This is a genomic window from Pseudomonas sp. BMS12, assembly GCF_001592875.1.
In the GTDB taxonomy this organism is placed as follows: domain Bacteria; phylum Pseudomonadota; class Gammaproteobacteria; order Pseudomonadales; family Pseudomonadaceae; genus Aquipseudomonas.
Genome location: NZ_LSOF01000030.1, coordinates 65,796 through 82,028, shown reverse-complemented (window position 1 = coordinate 82,028; position 16,233 = coordinate 65,796). Strand labels below are relative to the sequence as shown.

Sequence of the window (16,233 nt, the reverse complement as noted above, 5' to 3'; positions counted from 1 at the left end):
AGTACGAAGGGAGTGTTCGCAACACCACGTTACCGTGCAGAACAACAAGTAGCGCCAATAAAAAGCCCTCTCCGTAGGAATCTCCATTCTGCCGAAGAAGATGCTCTCGCCCTCGGGCGGGACAGGGTTTTCATTGCCTGTGAATTACCCCGCTTGTTGGCTCCTGCACGTGCAATCCGATTCTCACTCGACAACAAAGAGGACAATGAGTGATGAGATTCAAACTGCACGGTTTGCTCAAGCCGCCTTATCTCCTGCTGCCCCTCAGTTGCATGATCGGCAGTGCCATGGCGGTAGATTTTCAGCTCGGCGAAATCGACGGACAGCTCGATTCTTCGCTGTCTATCGGCACCAGCATTTCCACTGCCAATCCCGACCCGGACCAGCTCTACAGTGCGACCGGTGACGATGGCCGCCGCAACTTCCGCTCCGGCGATGCCTTCTCCGGCATCTTCAAGGGCTCCCACGATCTGCAGCTCAGTCATGGTGATGTCGGCGCGTTCCTGCGCGGCAGCTACTGGTACGACTATGTGCTGCGTGATCGCGATCAGCGCTTCAAGGATGTCGAGGACAACAACCGCAAGGTATCGGCGAAGTCCGCCGGCGCGGAGCTGCTCGATGCCTTCGTCTACTACAACTACGACATCGCCGATCAGCCTGGTTCGGTGCGCCTCGGCCAGCAGGTGGTGAACTGGGGCGAAAGCACCTTCATTCAGGGTGGCCTCAACGTGGTCAACCCGTTCAACCTGTCGGCGCTACGCCGGCCCGGCTCGGAGATCAAGGAAGGCCTGGTGCCGGTGAATATGTTCTACGTCTCGCAGAACCTCACCGATGCGCTGTCTGGGGACTTCTTCTACCAACTGGACTGGGAGCAGACCCAGTTGGACAACTGTGGCACCTTCTTTTCCGGCAACGACTTCCTCGCCGATGGCTGCGACGGCCTCGATGTGGGCAGCGTGCTGACCGGCAACCCGGCGGCTGTCGCCGGTCTCACGCCGTTCGGCGTCAATCTCAGCGACGAAGGCATCCGCATTCCCCGGGCCAAGGATCAGGATGCCCGCAACGGCGGCCAGTGGGGCCTGTCGCTGCGCTGGTTCGCCGCTGAGCTGGACACCGAGTTCGGTGCCTACGTGGCCAACTACCACAGCCGCCTGCCCTATATGGGCACCATCAGCAGCCCGTACTACACCAACACCACCTTCGCTCCGCAGCTGTGCAGCAATATCGGCGTACCACTGGCCAACTGCGCGGCCTTCCTCGGCAGCGCCAGCGGTCAGTCGTTGGTCGGTGCGCTGCGCCTGGGCACCTCGCAGTACGTGGCCCAGTACCCCGAGGACATCCGCCTGTACGGCCTGTCGTTCTCTACCAACCTGGATACCGGCACCGCCCTGCAGGGCGAGATCAGCTACCGGCCGAACATGCCGATCCAGCTCAACGGTACCGATGTCATCCAGTCGCTGCTGAACAGCCCGGCGCGCTCGCCGCTGGTGGCCGAGGGCATCCGTCCGGCGCAGGACAGCGCACTGTTCAACGGTTACCGACGCAAGGAAGTCACTCAGGCTCAGGTCACCGCAACCCATTCCTTCGCCCAGGTACTCGGTGCCGACCAGCTGGTGCTGGTGGGCGAAGCCGGCGCCACCTGGGTCGGCGGTCTGGAGGGCACCTTCGGTCCGCGCTACGGACGCAATGGCACCTACGGCAACGGTGTGCTGGCCAGCGGCAACTGCGCGGCGCTGTCGAAGACGCCCGAGCACTGTAATGACGACGGCTTCCTCACCCGTTTCTCCTGGGGTTACCGGATGCGCGCCAGCCTCAGCTACCCGAACGCGGTAGCGGGCATCGACCTGCGTCCGAACCTGTCGTGGCAGCACGACGTGGACGGCAACGGCCCTGGCGAGGGCTCGGCCTTCAACGAAGGCTCCAAGGCCATCAGTCTCGGCCTGGATGCCTCGCTGAACAACACCTACAACGCCAGCCTGGCGTACACCGACTACATCGACGGCGACTACGGCACCCGCGGCGATCGCGACTACGTGTCGATCAGCGTCGGCGTCAATTTCTAAGCGGAGTTACCCATGAAACAGAACCACAGCCTGGTGCGTGGCGGCGCACTGTTCTGCGCCCTCCTGCTGGCCGGCAATGCCCTGGCGGCGGTCAGCGCGGACGAAGCGGCGAAACTGCAGAACAGCCTGACCCCGATTGGGGCCGAACGCGGCGCCAGCAGCGACGGCACGATCCCCGCCTGGGACGGCGGCCTGAAGACCCAGGTACAGTTCGCCGCCAACGGCACGCCGCTCGACCCCTTCAAGGACGAGCAGCCGCTGTTCAGCATTGACGCGAGCAATTTCGAGCAGTACCGCGAGCACCTCAGCCCCGGGCAGATCGCCCTGCTGCAGCGCTTCCCCGGCAGCCTGCGCCTGCCTGTGTACCCGAGCCATCGCTCGGTCGCCGTGACGGATGCCGTGGCCGAGTCGGCGGCGCACAACGCCACCGCTGCACGATTGATCAACGACGGCAACGGCCTGGAAGGTTTCGCCGGTGTGGTCGCCTTTCCGATTCCGCAGAACGGCCTGGAGGTGCTGTGGAACCACCTCACGCGCAACCGCAACGCCAGCTCCAGCCTGACCAACGACAGCGCGGCGCCGCAGAAGGATGGCAGCTACAGCATCATGACCACTCAGCAGTACTTCACCCGTCGCGATGCGGTGAAGGGGCTGGAGCCAGACGATGCGCGCAACATCCTCTACTACTACAGCCACAAGATCACCGCGCCGTCGCGCATGGTCGGTGAAGTGGTGCTGGTGCACGAAACCGTCGACCAGGTCGCCGAGCCGCGTCTATCCTGGATCTACAGCGCCGGCCAGCGCCGCGTACGGCGTGCGCCGAGCATCGCCTACGACACTGCTGGCCCGACCACCGCCGGCCTGCGCACTGCCGACAGCCGCGACATGTTCAACGGCGCGCCAGACCGCTACGACTGGGAGCTGGTGGGCAAGAAGACACTCTACGTGCCCTACAACAGCTACCGTCTGGCCTCGCCGGAACTGAGCTACGAGGAGCTGATCCAGCCCGGCCACGTCAAGCCGGACGCGACCCGCTACGAGCTGCATCGCGTCTGGGAAGTGGTTGCCACACTGAAACCCGGCATGCGCCACATCTACAGCAAGCGCCACTACTTCATCGACGAGGACACCTGGGCGATTGTCGAGGCCGACCACTACGACAGTCGCGGTGAGCTGTGGCGCATCGGCGAGGCACACAGCTTCTACCACCCCGCCGGCAAGGCGGCGGTCAATGCGATGGAAGTGACCTACGACCTCAACAACGGCCGCTACATCGCCTCGGGGCTGACCAACGAACAGCGCAAGCCGTTCGACTTCGGCTACCAGGCCAGTGTCTCCGACTACTCGCCAGGCGCCCTGCGCAGCAAAGGCCTGCGCTGATTTCGGTCTTTCGCGTCGTCGGGCCCCCGAACCCGGCGGCGCCTTTTATCTGGCGGTCCGCCATGCACGCTCCCACACATCGCCCACCGCTCAGCCAACGCCTGCTCGGCGGCGACGAACCTGACCCTCGCTTTACCCTGGCCAACGAACGCACTTTCCTGGCCTGGATTCGCACTGCACTGGCCCTGCTCGGCGGTGGCATTGCCGTCGAGACCTTCGCCGGCAATGCCTTCGGGCCACAGCTACGGCTGATCATCACCCTTAGCCTGCTGGCACTGAGCATCCTGGTCAGTACGGGCGCCTGCCTGCGTTGGCTCGCGGTGGAACGTGCACTGCGCCATCGCCGCGCCTTGCCCCTGCCGGTGCTGGTGCCGCTGCTGGCCGTCGGCTGTTGCCTGGCGGCACTGATCCTGGTCGGTCTGTTCTGGCCACGCTGGCATGGCTGACCAGCCGCACGACCCCGGCCTGCAGGCCGAGCGCACCGAGCTGGCCTGGCGTCGCACGCAACTCTCGCTGTTGGTCATCACCTGCCTGGCGCTACGCGACCAGGAGCTGGCAGTGACGCTGCTCGCCCTGGGCAGTGCCGCATTGCTCTGGCTCGGTCAGCGGCGCCGCTACCGGCACAGCCTGGCGATGCTGCGCGATGAGCGCGGTCGCGCCCAACTGCTCCCGGTACTCGGCACCAGCCTGGCGCTGCTGGTCATGGCGCTGCTGGCAATCCACGGCGCCCTGCTCAGGGTTGCCCCACCTTGATCCATCACCACAAAGGAGAACAAAAACAATGATGACTCCCTCGACTGCCGCGCCTGCACGGAGGCTTGCCCATGAGGCTGACTAGGAAGGCCCGCTGGGGGATTGCGCTCGGCAGTGGGGCGCTGCTCGCCGCCGGCATCGCCACCCACAGTGTTCTGCAACAGGCAAGGGAAACCGCCCAGGCCTATCTGTTCGGCTACCCGCTGGTACTCATGGAGCTGACCAAGCAGCACCAGAAGCTGCTCGGCACCACCGCCATCAATGGCTTCCGTCACAGCAAACGCTTCCCCGACGCCAGCTTCAACAGCGTGGTTTCGCCCAACGTCGACACCCTCTACAGCATCGTCCACTTCGATCTGCGCCAGGGGCCGGTGGTGATGAGCATCCCCGACACCCGCGGGCACTATTACATGATGCCGATCATGGATGCCTGGACCAACGTGGTGAGCAGCCCCGGCACCCGCACCATCGGCACCGGCGCCAGAGATTTCCTAGTGGTTGGCCCGACCTGGCAGGGCAAGGTGCCGGCCGGCATGCAGACGATCCTCGTCCCCACGCAGATGGCCTGGATGATTGGACGCATCAAGAGCGCTGGACCAGAGGATTACGCCGAGGTCCACGCGCTGCAGCAGCGTTTCCGACTGATGCCGCTGAGAACCTGGCAAGGACAGACCAGCGCCGAGGCACCGGCAGCGATGGTCGAGCTGCCACCACTAGAGCGCGACAAGGGCCCGGATCGCCAGCTGGCAGGCTGGGATCGTGCCACCTTCTTCCATACCTTCTGCCAGCTGCTGCACGACAATCCGCCGCGCCCCGCCGACGCGCCTATGCTTGCCCGCATCCGTGCCACCGGCCTGCTCACCGACGACTGTCAGCCGCGGCAGTCGCCATTGCAGCGGCTGGGCAGCGCGCTCGGTTATCGCAAGGTCGTCGCCCTGCTCGACGACAGCCAGCGCCTGATGGGCGAACGCAAGACCTACAACGGCTGGCGTATCGGCTACGGGCTGGGGGAGTACGGCACCCGCTACCAGCAGCGTGCACTGGTGGCCAAGCTCGGCTTGGGCGCCAACGCGCCGGAGGACGCCATCTACCCCAACTTGCACACGGACAACGAGGGCCAACCGCTGAGCGGCCAGCAGCGTTACGTGCTGCACTTCGCCAGCGACCAGCTGCCGCCAGCACGAGCCTTCTGGTCGCTGACCCTGTACGACGAGCGCCAATTGCTCTCGGCCAACCCACTGGATCGCTACGCCCTCGGCGACCGCGACGACTTGCACTACAACGCCGATGGCTCGCTGGATCTTTATATCCAGCATGAGCAACCGGCCGATGCCACCCGACACAGCAACTGGCTGCCGGCCCCGGAAGGCCGCTTCAATCTGTTTCTGCGCCTGTACTGGCCACAAGCGGAAGTGCTCGACCGGCGCTGGTTGCCACCCGCCATCCGGCTCGCCCAATAAACAAGGCCCCGCACGAGCCGAATCGTGCGGGGCCTTGTTCCAGCCGTACTCAGGGCGTTACCAGGTTGAACTGCGGGTTCGCTTCTTCGAGGCCGCCGAGCAGCTTGAGCAGCTTGAAGCGACCACTCTCGAACTCGATGCCGCCGATGGTGGCTTCCTTGAGAAAGCCGGTTTCCTTCAGCGCGATGCGGTCGAGCAGCGCCTTGGTCATGCTCAGGTCAACGTCCGCCTTGGCGTGGCGCGAACCCTTGCGCTGGGTCAGCACACCATTGCGCAGAGTCAATGCGTAGTCCTCGTCGAGGTCGGTGAAGCGCCAGTTGATCAACAGATCCTCGTCGGCTGCCTTCATTGCGTCGATGCGCACCGCCAGGTAATCGAAGAACATGCTCGGGGTCAGCGCCCGCACCAGGTCCGGCGCGCCATAGCGCGCGCGGGACTTGGCCACGCCCTCGCGCAGCTCGTGAGCGCCGCTGAGGTAGACATTGCGCCAGGTGGCGTTCTCGCTCTGGTAACCGAGCTGCTCAAGGGTATCGGCCTGCAACTGGCGCGCCGCCGCGTTGTCCGGCTCGGCGAATACCAAGTGGTTGAGCAGCTGCGCCGCCCAGCGGTAGTCGCCGTCGGCGAAGGCCTGGCGGGCCGTCTGCAACACCGCATCGGCACCACCCATGGCGGCCACATAGCGGCGCCCTGCATCCTCCGGCGGCAGCGGGTCGAGGTTGGCCGGGTTACCGTCGTAGAAGCCCATGTAGCGCTGGTACACGGCGCGCACGTTGTGACTGAGCGAACCGTAGTAGTCGCGGCTGTACCACTTGCTGGCCAGGCGCGGTGGCAGGGATTGCAGCTTGGCGGCGATCTCGGTCGGAGTCAGGCCCTGGTTGATCAGGCGTAGCGTCTGGCTGTCGAGGAAGGCGTACATGTCGCGCTGGTCGGCCAGGTATTCGCGGATCTTGCCGCCGCCCCAGGTCGGCCAGTGGTGCTGGGCAAACAGCACCTCGGCCTTGTCGCCGTAACGCATCAGAGCGTCATCCAGATAGTGCGCCCAGATCTTCGAGTCGCGTACCAGCGCGCCACGCAGGGTCAGCACGTTGTGCTGGGTGTGGGTGGCGTTCTCGGCCATGCACAGGGTCTTGAACTGCGGGAAGTACATGTTCATTTCCGCCGGCGCCTCGGTGCCGGGGGTGAGCTGGAACTCGATCTCAACGCCGTCGACCACATGAGTCTCCAGCGGCTCGGCGATCAGATCGGTAGGGGCAATCAGGGTCACCGTGGCGTTGCTCGGCGTGCCCTTGCCGAGACCGGAATCGACCTGGCCGCGCTCTCCGCGCGGCAGCAGAGCGCCGTACATGTACTGGGCGCGGCGCATCATCGCCGGACCGGCCAGCACGTTCTCGCTGACCGCATGTTCGTAAAAGCCTTCAGGTGCGATCACCTTGACCTTGCCAGCCTTGACGTCGGCCTCGTCGATCACCCCGCGCACACCACCGAAGTGATCGACGTGAGAGTGGCTGTAGATCACCGCGACTACCGGCTTGCGCGGGCGGTGCTTGTAGTACAGCTCGAGGCCGGCGCGGGCGGTTTCGGTGCTGATCAGCGGGTCGATGATGATCAGGCCGCTGTCGCCCTCGATGAGGGTCATGTTCGACAGATCCATGCCGCGGATCTGGTAGACCCGCTCGCGCACCTCGAACAGACCGGCGATGTTGTTCAGCTGGGCGATACGCCACAGGCTGGGATTGACGCTGGCCGGAGCATTGCCGTCGAGGAAGTTGTAGGCCATGCGGTTCCACACCGGCTTGCCGTCGGCGTTCTCGACCACGCCGGTGAAGGGCTCGATAAGCCCGCGACTGGCAGCATCGAAGTCGGCGCGGTCGGCGAACGGCAGACGCTGCAACCAGGCCTGGTTGCGCTCGCGGGTAATCTCGGTGGCGGGCTTGGCAGGGGATGCCTGTTCGGCATGAACTGGCGAAAGAACAAGCGCCAGGGCAAGGGCGCTAAGGCGAAAGCTAGGCATGGAAAGGCTCGTATGGATCTTGTTAGGAATAAGTACCGCGCCCGACTCTAGGGGCTGGCTGGCGCAAGCGCCAATATCACTGACTCATGCCCGCTATAGCGGCTTGTGATGGCACTGGCCTTTTCCGCTGAAACTCTGGACGACGGCTTCTGGCCGACTCCTGCCGTTACTCACAAGCAGCCTTGGGACGCTTCAGCCAGCCCAGCTTTTAGGTGTGCCCTGACGAATCCAAACACTTGCCAGTAAAACCTGAGTGCCCCTTGCTTCGCCGGCAGAAAAACCCCGCGACCTTTCGGGCGCAGGGCAAAGGAGCATTACGTGAGGTGTCAGCAGTCCAGCTCCAGCCGCGCGCCTTGGCAGCCTGAAACGCACGGCATCAACCATTCCCCAGAAGCCTGCTCGGCGTCAGAAAGGTATTGATCCCGGTGTTCGGGAGTGCCAGACAGCACGCGGGTCACGCAGCAGCCACACATGCCCATGCCGCAGGAGGTGGGAATGCCGACGCCGACCCGCGCCGCGGCGGCCACCAGGCTTTCGCCGGCCTGGACCGTGACGCGCTGACCGCTGCGCGCCAGCACCAGTTCAAAACCACCCTGGACCTCGGCCGGGTTGGCCGGTGCCTGGAAGTGCTCCTGATGGCGCGCCTCATCGGGCCAGCCGGCGGCGGCGGCCTGGGCCATCACCTGTTCCATGAACACCGCCGGGCCGCAGGTGTAGAGCTGCAAGCCCGGGCGCCAGGTCGGCAGTTCGGCGCGCAGGCGGCCGCTAACTTCGTCCGCCGGCAGGCCGCAGATCAGGCTGGCCCGCGCATCGCCGGCAAAGGTCGCGGCGAAGGCCAGGTGCGCCTCGCTGCGGGCAAAATACAGCAGGCACACCGGCCGGCCCCGACGTAGGCAGTGGCGGTACATGGCCAGCAAAGGGGTGATGCCGATGCCAGCCGCGACCAGCCACACCTCGTCGTCGCCGTCCTGCAGCGGGAACAGGTTGCGCGGCACACCGACCTGCACGCGCGAGCCGATGCGCAGCTGCTCGTGCAGCCAGCGCGAGCCGCCACGCGAGTCCGCTTCGCGCTTGATCGCGACGTGCAGAGCTGCGTCCTCGGCCAGGTTGGTCAGCGAGTACTGGCGCACCAGGCCATTGCCCAGCTGTAGGTCGACATGGGCACCCGCCCCCCAGGTGAAGGGCAGCGCCGTACCATCGGCCCTGCACAACTCGACCGCGAGAATGTCCGCAGCCTCCTCGCGCAGGCCGCGCACCTTCATCTCCAGCCAACTCATGAGCGCACACCGGCACGCTGTTGCAGACCACGCACGGCCTGCCGGGCCTGGTGAGCCAGTTCGGCCAGATCGACACCCGGCACCTGGTCGTCTTCGACCACGCTGCGCCCGCCCACCAGCAGGCGCTTGAGGCTGGCGCCGCCGCCGCAGGCGATTGGGCCGATGGCCGGGTCATGCAGGCCGAAGTAGCGCGGCTGGTCCAGGCGGTAGATGGCGAGGTCGGCCGCCTGTCCCGGCGCCAGCGTACCGAGATCGCTGAGGCCGAGCACGGCAGCGCCGCCAGCGGTGCCCCAGCGCAGCACATCCTCGATACTGGCGGCATCGGCGCCGCCCTCGAACTCGCCACCGGCATAACGCGGCCGGGCCTGTTCGCCCTTGCGGGCGCGCTGCAACAACCAGGCAGCGTGGGTTTCGCTGAGCATGTCGCAGGCCTCGTTGGAGGCGGAGCCGTCGACGCCGATGGATACCTGCACCCCGGCCGCCTCCAGCGCCACCAGGTCGGCGATGCCGCTGCCCAGGCGCGCGTTGCTCTGCGGGCAGTGGGCGATGCCGCTGCCGGTTTCGCCGAGCAGGCGCACTTCCTCCGGCAACAGTTTGACCAGGTGGGCGAACCACACGTCCGCGCCCAGCCATTCGTACTCGGCGCAGAACTGGATGGGCGTCATGCCGAACTTGGCCCGTGCCGCGTCCAGGTAGTCCACCGTTTCGGACAGATGGCTGTGCAGGCGCAGGCCCAGTGTGCGGGCCAGGCGCGCGGTTTCGCGCAGCTCGTCCGGGGTGGTCGAATGCAGGGTGGTGGTCGGCGCCACCACCACGCGGCGCCAGGCGTCCGCCGCCGGGTCGTGGTAGCGCGCGGTCAGGCGTTCGACGTCGGCCAGGTAGTCGTCCAGCCGTTCCGGGCGCAGCGCCTGGGGCAAGTCTGCTTCGAGCTGGCGGGTCTGGGTGGCGCCACCGCGACACAGGACAAAGCGCAGGCCCAGCGCCTCGGCCTCCTCGAACAGGATGGCGGCGCTGTCGAACGGCATGCCCGGGTAGTACAGGTAGTGGTGATCGGCCACCGTGGCGCAGCCCGAGCGGGCCAGTTCGATCAGGCCGATGCGCGCCGCCAGGCGGAAGCTGGCCTCGTCGAAGGCGCCACGAAAGCGATACGGCGTGGCCGCCAGCCAGGGCGTCAGGCTCTGGTTGAGACCCTGCGGCTCGCCCTTGAGCAGCGACTGGAACAGGTGATGGTGGGTGTTGATCCAGGCCGGGTAGATCACGCAGTCGCGCGCGTCGATCTGCGCCTCGCCGGGCTCGGGGTCGAGGTGGCCGAGGGCGACGATGCGCCCGCCCCGCACGCGGATATCCGGCCCGGCGTGGCGCGCGGCGGCGCCCGGCAGGCCGGTGAGAATGGCGCTGGCGTTGCGGATCAGCCAGCTGTCGGTGTGGTTCATGTTCGAGTCCTTGCTAGGCGCCGCCGTGGCGGCGCGGAAAAAGTCAGCCCTGTTCGCTCTCGTGCCAGTGGCGCAGCGACAGGCGCGCCAGCAGGGCCATGCAGCTGAACAGCAGGATGCCGGTCAGGGCTATCAGCACCAGCGCGGCGAACAGGCGCGGGATGTTGAGCTGGAAGCCGGCCTGCAGGATCTGGTACGCCAGCCCCGCCCCGGTGCCGCCGGTGCCGGCGACGAATTCCGCCACCACCGCGCCGATCAGGGCCAGGCCACTGGCGATGCGCAGGCCGCCGAAGAAGTACGGCAGGGCACTGGGAATACGCAGGCGCAGCAAGGTCTGCCAGCGGCTCGCGCGGTTCAGGCGGAACAGGTTGAGCAGCCCGGGGTTGACGCTGCGCAGACCCAGCACGGTGTTGGAGATGACCGGGAAGATCGCCACCAGGGTCGCGCAGACCACCAGCGCCAGCGTGGTGTTGCTGACCCAGATGATGATCAGCGGGGCAATCGCCACCACCGGCGTGACCTGCAGCAGGATCGCATAGGGGAACAGGCTGGCCTCGATCACCCGGCTCTGCACGAACAGGAAGGCCACCGCCACGCCCAGCACCACGGCCAGGGCGAACGAGAGGAAGGTGATCTTCAGGGTCATCCACAGTGCGCCGAGCAGCATCGGCCCGTCGACCAGCAGGGTCTGGCCGATGTCGACCGGGCTGGGCACCAGATACACCGGCACCTTGAGCGCCACGCAGAGGAACTGCCAGAGGCCGAGCAGCACGGCGCCAACCAGGATCGGCGCGCAGATGTTTTGCACGGCCGGGTTGCTCAGCCAAGGCGTTGCATTAGAAGTGCTCATGGTGAATCTCCCGCAGGGCTGGGTGGAGGAATATCAGGATCAACGCGTTCAATGGCCGCCCTCCCCGTTCGCCTCGGCCAGCAGCGCCGACAGCTGTGCGCACTGTTCGATAAACGCCGCCGAGGTGCGATAGGCCTCGTCACGCACGGCCGGCCCGTCGATGGCCACGTCGGCCAGTACCCGGCCCGGACGCGCGCCCATCACCACCACCCGCGAGGAGAGAAACACCGCCTCGTAGATGCTGTGGGTGACGAACACCACGGTCAGGTCGCGCTGCGCCCAGAGCTGACGCAGGTCGCTGTCCAAGCGGTTGCGGGTGAACTCGTCGAGGGCACCGAACGGCTCGTCCATCAGCAGCAGGTTGGGCTCGGTGGCCAGGGCGCGGGCGATGGAGGCACGCATCTGCATGCCGCCGGAGAGCTCGCGCGGGTAGACCCCACCGAACTTGCCCAGGCCGACCAGCTCTAGCGCCGCCTGCACCCGTGGCCGGCTCTCGTCCTGCGCCACACCGGCCAGGTCGAGCGGCAGGCGCACGTTGTCGGCAACCTTGGCCCAGGGCATCAGGGTGGCTTCCTGGAACACCATGGCCAGCTTCTGCTCATCGGCGCTCGGGTTGATCGCGCCCTTGCCCCACCAGCGCACATGCCCGGCCGAGGGCTGCTCCAGCCCGGCGAACATCTTCAGCAGGGTGCTCTTGCCGCAGCCGGAGGGGCCGAGCAGCGAGACGAACTCGCCGCGGCCGATCTCCAGCTTCATGCGCTGCAGGGCATGGGTGCCGTTGGGGTAGGTTTTTTCCACCTGGTTGGCCAGCAGCACCGGCACCGCCTCGCTCAGGTGTGGATCGAGGGCGGCGTTCATAGCGGCATACCGGCTGGGCGGAACTGTTCCTCCTCACCATGCGCCTGTAGCAGGGCGAACAGCTGCTTGCGCATGATCAGCCCCGGCTTGTCCGACTCCATGTGGAACTCCACACGCCGGCGGGTATCGACGCAGGCGTCGTAGTCGGTGGCTTCGAGGATTTCCTTGTCCTCCAGGGTGATCGGCGCATCCCAGGCGATCAGCTCCTCGGTGCTGCAACTGGCCTCGTCGTCGTTGCGGTACAGCCACTGCACCAGCTGGATGCGCTTGTCGTCGATCGGCGTGGCGCAGTTGTAGATGATGTGGTGGATGCCGCTGTCCGGGTAGGTGCAGCCGAAACGGCGCACGAACGGCAGGTACCAGCGGTTGAACAGGTGGCGGGTGGTGGTCGGCGCGCTGGAACCGGTAACCCGGTGCCCGGCCGGCGGGTTGTTGATCGGCACGATGGTTTCCGCCTCGAAGCCCCACTCGGTTTCCTCCAGGCGATAGGAGGACGGTTTGGGCTGGTCGAGCATGCCGAAGTTGGCCTTGTGCACGAAGCTGAAGTGCGAGTTGTCGAAGGAGTTCTCCATGAAGCGCAGCGGGCTGGTCTGCCACTCTTCATAGAACTGGAAGATGCGCCGGTACTGCGGCTGGCCGTCTTCCTCGAAGTCGGGAATCGCCTGCAGCGGCTCGCCCAGGCAGACCCACACGTAGCCGTATTTTTCCTGGCAGTGATAGGCGTCGGTGCGGGCACCGGCCGGGATCGGCGCGCCTTCGGCCTGCTGCGGAATGCACACGCAGGCGCCGCTCTGGTCGTAGCGCCAGCCGTGGTAGCCACAGACGATCACGCCGTCCTCGACCCAGCCCTTGGACAGCTGGGCAGTGCGATGGCAGCAACGATCGGCCAGGGCCACCGGCCCCTCCTTGCCCATGAACAGCACGATGCGCTCGCCGAGCAAGGTGAAGGGTTGCGGGCCCTCGGCAAGCTGGGTGACCGGCATCAGCGCGTACCAGAAGCGGCGCAGTACGGGTTGTTGAGTTACAAGCATGGTTCTACCTCATCAGTCTTCGCGGGCGCTCGCGCTGACGGCGCGGCGCCTCTGTGTTCTCGAGATCAGTTGCTGGCCTGGCTGGCGGCATCCGGCAGGATGTTCAGGTCGCGCACGAAGCGCGTGTCGTAGGCCGGTTTCCAGTCGGTGCTGTCGTTGAGCAGGCCGGTCTTGACCATGAAGTCGCGGGTGGCCTGCCAGCGCGCATCGGTCATCACGCCAATGCCCTGGCTGGCGGCGTCGCCGCCCTCGACCAGGCGATATTCCTTGAGCTTGCTGACGCCCCAGTCGAGCAGTTCGTCGTCCATGCTCGGGTTGTCCTGCTTGATCAGCGCGTTGGCCGGGGCCGGGTTGGCCAGGTAGTGCTTCCAGCCGAGCATGCTGGCCTTGACGAAGCGCTGCAGCACTTCGGGGCGCTCATCGATCACATCCTTGCGGGTCACCAGAGTCGATCCATAGGGCGGGTAGCCGGAGTCGGCGAACAGGTAGAAGTTGACCTGCTTGCCCGCCTTCAGCGCCTGGAACAGCTCGGAGCTGGCATAGCCCTGCTGCGCGGTGTCGGCATCGGCGAAGAACGGCTGTAGGTTGAAGGTATAGGGGCGCGCCTGGGCATCGCTCAGCCCGTACTGGCTCTTCAGCCAGGGCCACCAGGTGGTCTGCCCGGAGGTGGACACCAGCACCTTCTTGTCGCCCAGGTCATCCAGGCCCTGCACGTCGGCGTGGGTCAGCATGCCCTGCGGGTCACCCTGGAAGGCGGCGCCGATGGCCACCACCGGCAGCCCCTGCTCGCGGCTCTTGAGCACCTGCAGGTCGTAGTTGACGATCACGTCGGCCTGCTTGTTGAGCAGCAGCTGCATGCCGTTGACCTGCGGGCCACCCATGCGGATGGTCACGTCCAGGCCCTCCTCGGCATACAGGCCCTCGGCGACGGCCTGGTAGAAACCGCCGTGTTCGGCCTGGGCATACCAGGAGGTGAGCAGCACGACCTTGTCGTTGGCCTGAGCCAGCGAGGAGCCGAACAGGGCCAGCAGCAGGCTGCGGCCCAGGGTTTTGCGCACGAAAGAAGCAACGGGGAGCACGGCAAGGCGATGAGTCATGGAATTGTTCTCCAACGAATTAACGCAGCGGACGTCGCAACCTCGGCGTGGCAAAGCGCACACGAGGTTGCCCGGATCAACGCGGGCGCCAGTCAGGGAGGCAGAACAGGTACGAGTGCACTGGCGCAGGGACTGCGCACAGCAACCTAAGGAAGTGTCGAATGACAGGACTGAGTCCACGGTAATTCCTCTCTCGCACATGGCCATACCGACCAGGTTCAAGCACCCGCAACGGGTGTGCAGCCCGATAGGGGCTACAAGAGCAATGTCCCGCGCCAGCCGCGATGGCCAGACGCTAACCGCTTATACTCGCTGACGACCAAAGCAAGGCGTATGCCAGGCCGCTGAAACGCCGATCGACAGAAATCAAAACCGCTCTAGCACGCCATACCTGACCAAATCGTCAGCCATCTAGCTGACCGCTGCCTGCAGTAATTGCCCCGCCACGGTGCAGCCGCGCACCACACCAGAGCCGAACGCCAGGCCGCCGCCAAGGGGCTTTCTCTCTATGGCCGTGCGTGCCGCCCGAACGACAGGTGATTTGATCAACTGGTCAGATTCTTGCAATCGGCCGGACAGCCCCAGCCTGGCTGGCCACCGCACCGCGTTTCGAGACTCAGCATGACCCAACACAGCTCCGACCTGCTCTACGGCCTGGAAGACCGACCCAAACCGGCTCCGGCCCTGTTCGCCGCCCTGCAGCACATCCTCGCCAGCTTCGTCGGCATCATCACCCCGCCGCTGGTGATCGGTTCGGCCCTGGGTCTGGGGGCCCATCTGCCCTACCTGATCAGCATGGCGCTGATGGTGTCCGGGGTCGGCACCTTCATCCAGGCGCGCCGACCATTCGGCATCGGCGCCGGCATGATCTGCCTGCAGGGCACCAGCTTCGCCTTCCTCGGCGCCGTGTTGTCGGCTGGCTTCATCGTCAAAAGTCGCGGCGGCAGCCCGGAAGACATCCTGGCGATGATCTTCGGTGTGTGCTTCTTCGGTGCCTTCGTGCAGATCGTCCTGAGCCGCTTCATCGGCAAGCTCAAGCGCATCGTCACCCCACTGGTGACCGGCATCGTGATTACCCTGATCGGCGTCAGCCTGATCAAGGTCGGCATCACCGACCTCGGTGGCGGCTTCAATGCCCCGGACTTCGGCGCCCCCGGCAACCTGGCCCTGGGCGGCCTGGTGCTGGCAACCATCATCCTGCTCAACCGCTCGCAGCAGCCCTGGGTACGCCTGTCGTCGATCATCATCGGCTTGGTCGTGGGCAGCGTCGCCGCCTGGTTCAGCGGCAAGCTGGCACCACACGCCCTGCCCGACCTGCCCGACCTGCCGCTGATCAGCGTGCCGACGCCCTTCCACTTCGGCTTCGCCTTCGACTGGACTGCATTCCTGCCGGTGGCGTTGATCTACCTGATCAGCACGATCGAAACGGTCGGCGACCTCACTGCCAACTGCATGCTGTCGCGCCGCCCCCTGGATGGCCCGGAGTACGTGCAGCGCCTCAAGGGCGGAGTACTCGGCGATGGCGTCAGCTGCCTGCTGGCCGCCACCTTCAGCGCCTTCCCCAACACCACCTTCGCGCAGAACAACGGCGTGATTCAGCTGACCGGCGTCGCCAGCCGTCATGTCGGGCTGTATATCGGAGCGCTGTTGTTCATCCTCGGCCTGTTCCCGCTGATCGGCGCCGTGCTACAGCAGATTCCCAAGCCGGTGCTCGGTGGCGCCACCCTGGTGATGTTCGGCAGCGTGGCGGCGGCGGGTATTCGCATCCTCTCGCAGGCCGAGCTGGATCGCCGCAGCCTGCTGATCATCGCCGCCTCGCTGGGCATCGGCCTGGGCGTGGCCGCGCAACCCACCCTGCTGCACCACATGCCCAAGCTGGTGCAGAACCTGTTCGACTCGGCGATTACCTGTGGTGGCCTGACCGCCATCCTGCTCAGCCTGCTGCTGCCCCAGGAGCGCAGCGCCGAGGCCGCGACAACGGCGCTCGACAGTAGCCACTGATGCCGCATAAGCGGCCCGG

The 16,233-nt window shown here is 65.9% G+C and carries 13 protein-coding genes; 6 read left to right on the top strand and 7 right to left on the bottom strand.

What is annotated here, in order from left to right; all coding sequences use genetic code 11:
* The first annotated feature begins 272 nt into the window (after positions 1-272).
* From AYB31_RS20625 to AYB31_RS20605, 5 genes are all read left to right on the top strand, one after another.
* Positions 273-2,063: a DUF1302 domain-containing protein gene (locus AYB31_RS20625; RefSeq protein ID WP_068830903.1), complete on the top strand. Its 1,791-nt coding sequence runs from the start codon at positions 273-275 to the stop codon at positions 2,061-2,063.
* A gap of 12 nt (positions 2,064-2,075) precedes the next feature.
* Positions 2,076-3,443 (top strand): DUF1329 domain-containing protein, encoded by a 1,368-nt coding sequence (locus tag AYB31_RS20620; RefSeq protein ID WP_082805386.1) that lies wholly within the window; start codon positions 2,076-2,078, stop codon positions 3,441-3,443.
* 62 nt (positions 3,444-3,505) lie between these two features.
* The gene (locus AYB31_RS20615; protein ID WP_068830881.1) at positions 3,506-3,889 is read left to right on the top strand and encodes a YidH family protein; all 384 of its coding nucleotides are present in this window, start codon (positions 3,506-3,508) and stop codon (positions 3,887-3,889) included.
* Positions 3,882-4,196, top strand: coding sequence for a DUF202 domain-containing protein (locus AYB31_RS20610; protein ID WP_068830880.1), 315 nt, complete (start codon positions 3,882-3,884; stop codon positions 4,194-4,196). Before AYB31_RS20615 ends, AYB31_RS20610 begins: the two co-directional genes overlap by 8 nt.
* 71 nt (positions 4,197-4,267) lie before the next feature.
* Positions 4,268-5,656 (top strand): DUF1254 domain-containing protein, encoded by a 1,389-nt coding sequence (locus tag AYB31_RS20605; RefSeq protein ID WP_068830879.1) that lies wholly within the window; start codon positions 4,268-4,270, stop codon positions 5,654-5,656.
* Between the two features lie 49 nt (positions 5,657-5,705).
* Here AYB31_RS20605 and AYB31_RS20600 read toward each other — a convergent pair whose 3' ends face one another.
* The 7 genes from AYB31_RS20600 to AYB31_RS20570 form a co-directional block, all read right to left on the bottom strand.
* Positions 5,706-7,667, bottom strand: a complete 1,962-nt coding sequence (locus AYB31_RS20600; protein WP_082805385.1) for an alkyl/aryl-sulfatase — start codon at positions 7,665-7,667, stop codon at positions 5,706-5,708.
* A gap of 326 nt (positions 7,668-7,993) precedes the next feature.
* Entirely contained in the window at positions 7,994-8,944 is a 951-nt protein-coding gene (locus AYB31_RS20595; RefSeq protein ID WP_068830878.1) for a PDR/VanB family oxidoreductase, read from the bottom strand.
* On the bottom strand, positions 8,941-10,377 hold the full coding sequence (locus AYB31_RS20590; RefSeq protein WP_068830877.1) for an amidohydrolase family protein: 1,437 nt from the start codon (positions 10,375-10,377) through the stop codon (positions 8,941-8,943). The genes AYB31_RS20595 and AYB31_RS20590 overlap by 4 nt, the downstream gene beginning before the upstream one ends.
* A 43-nt stretch (positions 10,378-10,420) precedes the next feature.
* The gene (locus AYB31_RS20585; RefSeq protein ID WP_330220009.1) at positions 10,421-11,149 is read right to left on the bottom strand and encodes an ABC transporter permease; all 729 of its coding nucleotides are present in this window, start codon (positions 11,147-11,149) and stop codon (positions 10,421-10,423) included.
* Positions 11,150-11,275: 126 nt separating this feature from the next.
* Positions 11,276-12,085: an ABC transporter ATP-binding protein gene (locus AYB31_RS20580; protein ID WP_068830875.1), complete on the bottom strand. Its 810-nt coding sequence runs from the start codon at positions 12,083-12,085 to the stop codon at positions 11,276-11,278.
* Positions 12,082-13,116: an aromatic ring-hydroxylating dioxygenase subunit alpha gene (locus AYB31_RS20575; protein WP_068830874.1), complete on the bottom strand. Its 1,035-nt coding sequence runs from the start codon at positions 13,114-13,116 to the stop codon at positions 12,082-12,084. The genes AYB31_RS20580 and AYB31_RS20575 overlap by 4 nt, the downstream gene beginning before the upstream one ends.
* Positions 13,117-13,181: 65 nt before the next feature.
* Complete coding sequence (locus AYB31_RS20570; protein ID WP_082805384.1) at positions 13,182-14,213, bottom strand: ABC transporter substrate-binding protein; 1,032 nt, start codon at positions 14,211-14,213, stop codon at positions 13,182-13,184.
* Between the two features lie 621 nt (positions 14,214-14,834).
* Here AYB31_RS20570 and AYB31_RS20565 point away from each other — a divergent pair.
* Positions 14,835-16,214: a uracil-xanthine permease family protein gene (locus AYB31_RS20565; protein WP_068830873.1), complete on the top strand. Its 1,380-nt coding sequence runs from the start codon at positions 14,835-14,837 to the stop codon at positions 16,212-16,214.
* Positions 16,215-16,233: the final 19 nt, after the last annotated feature.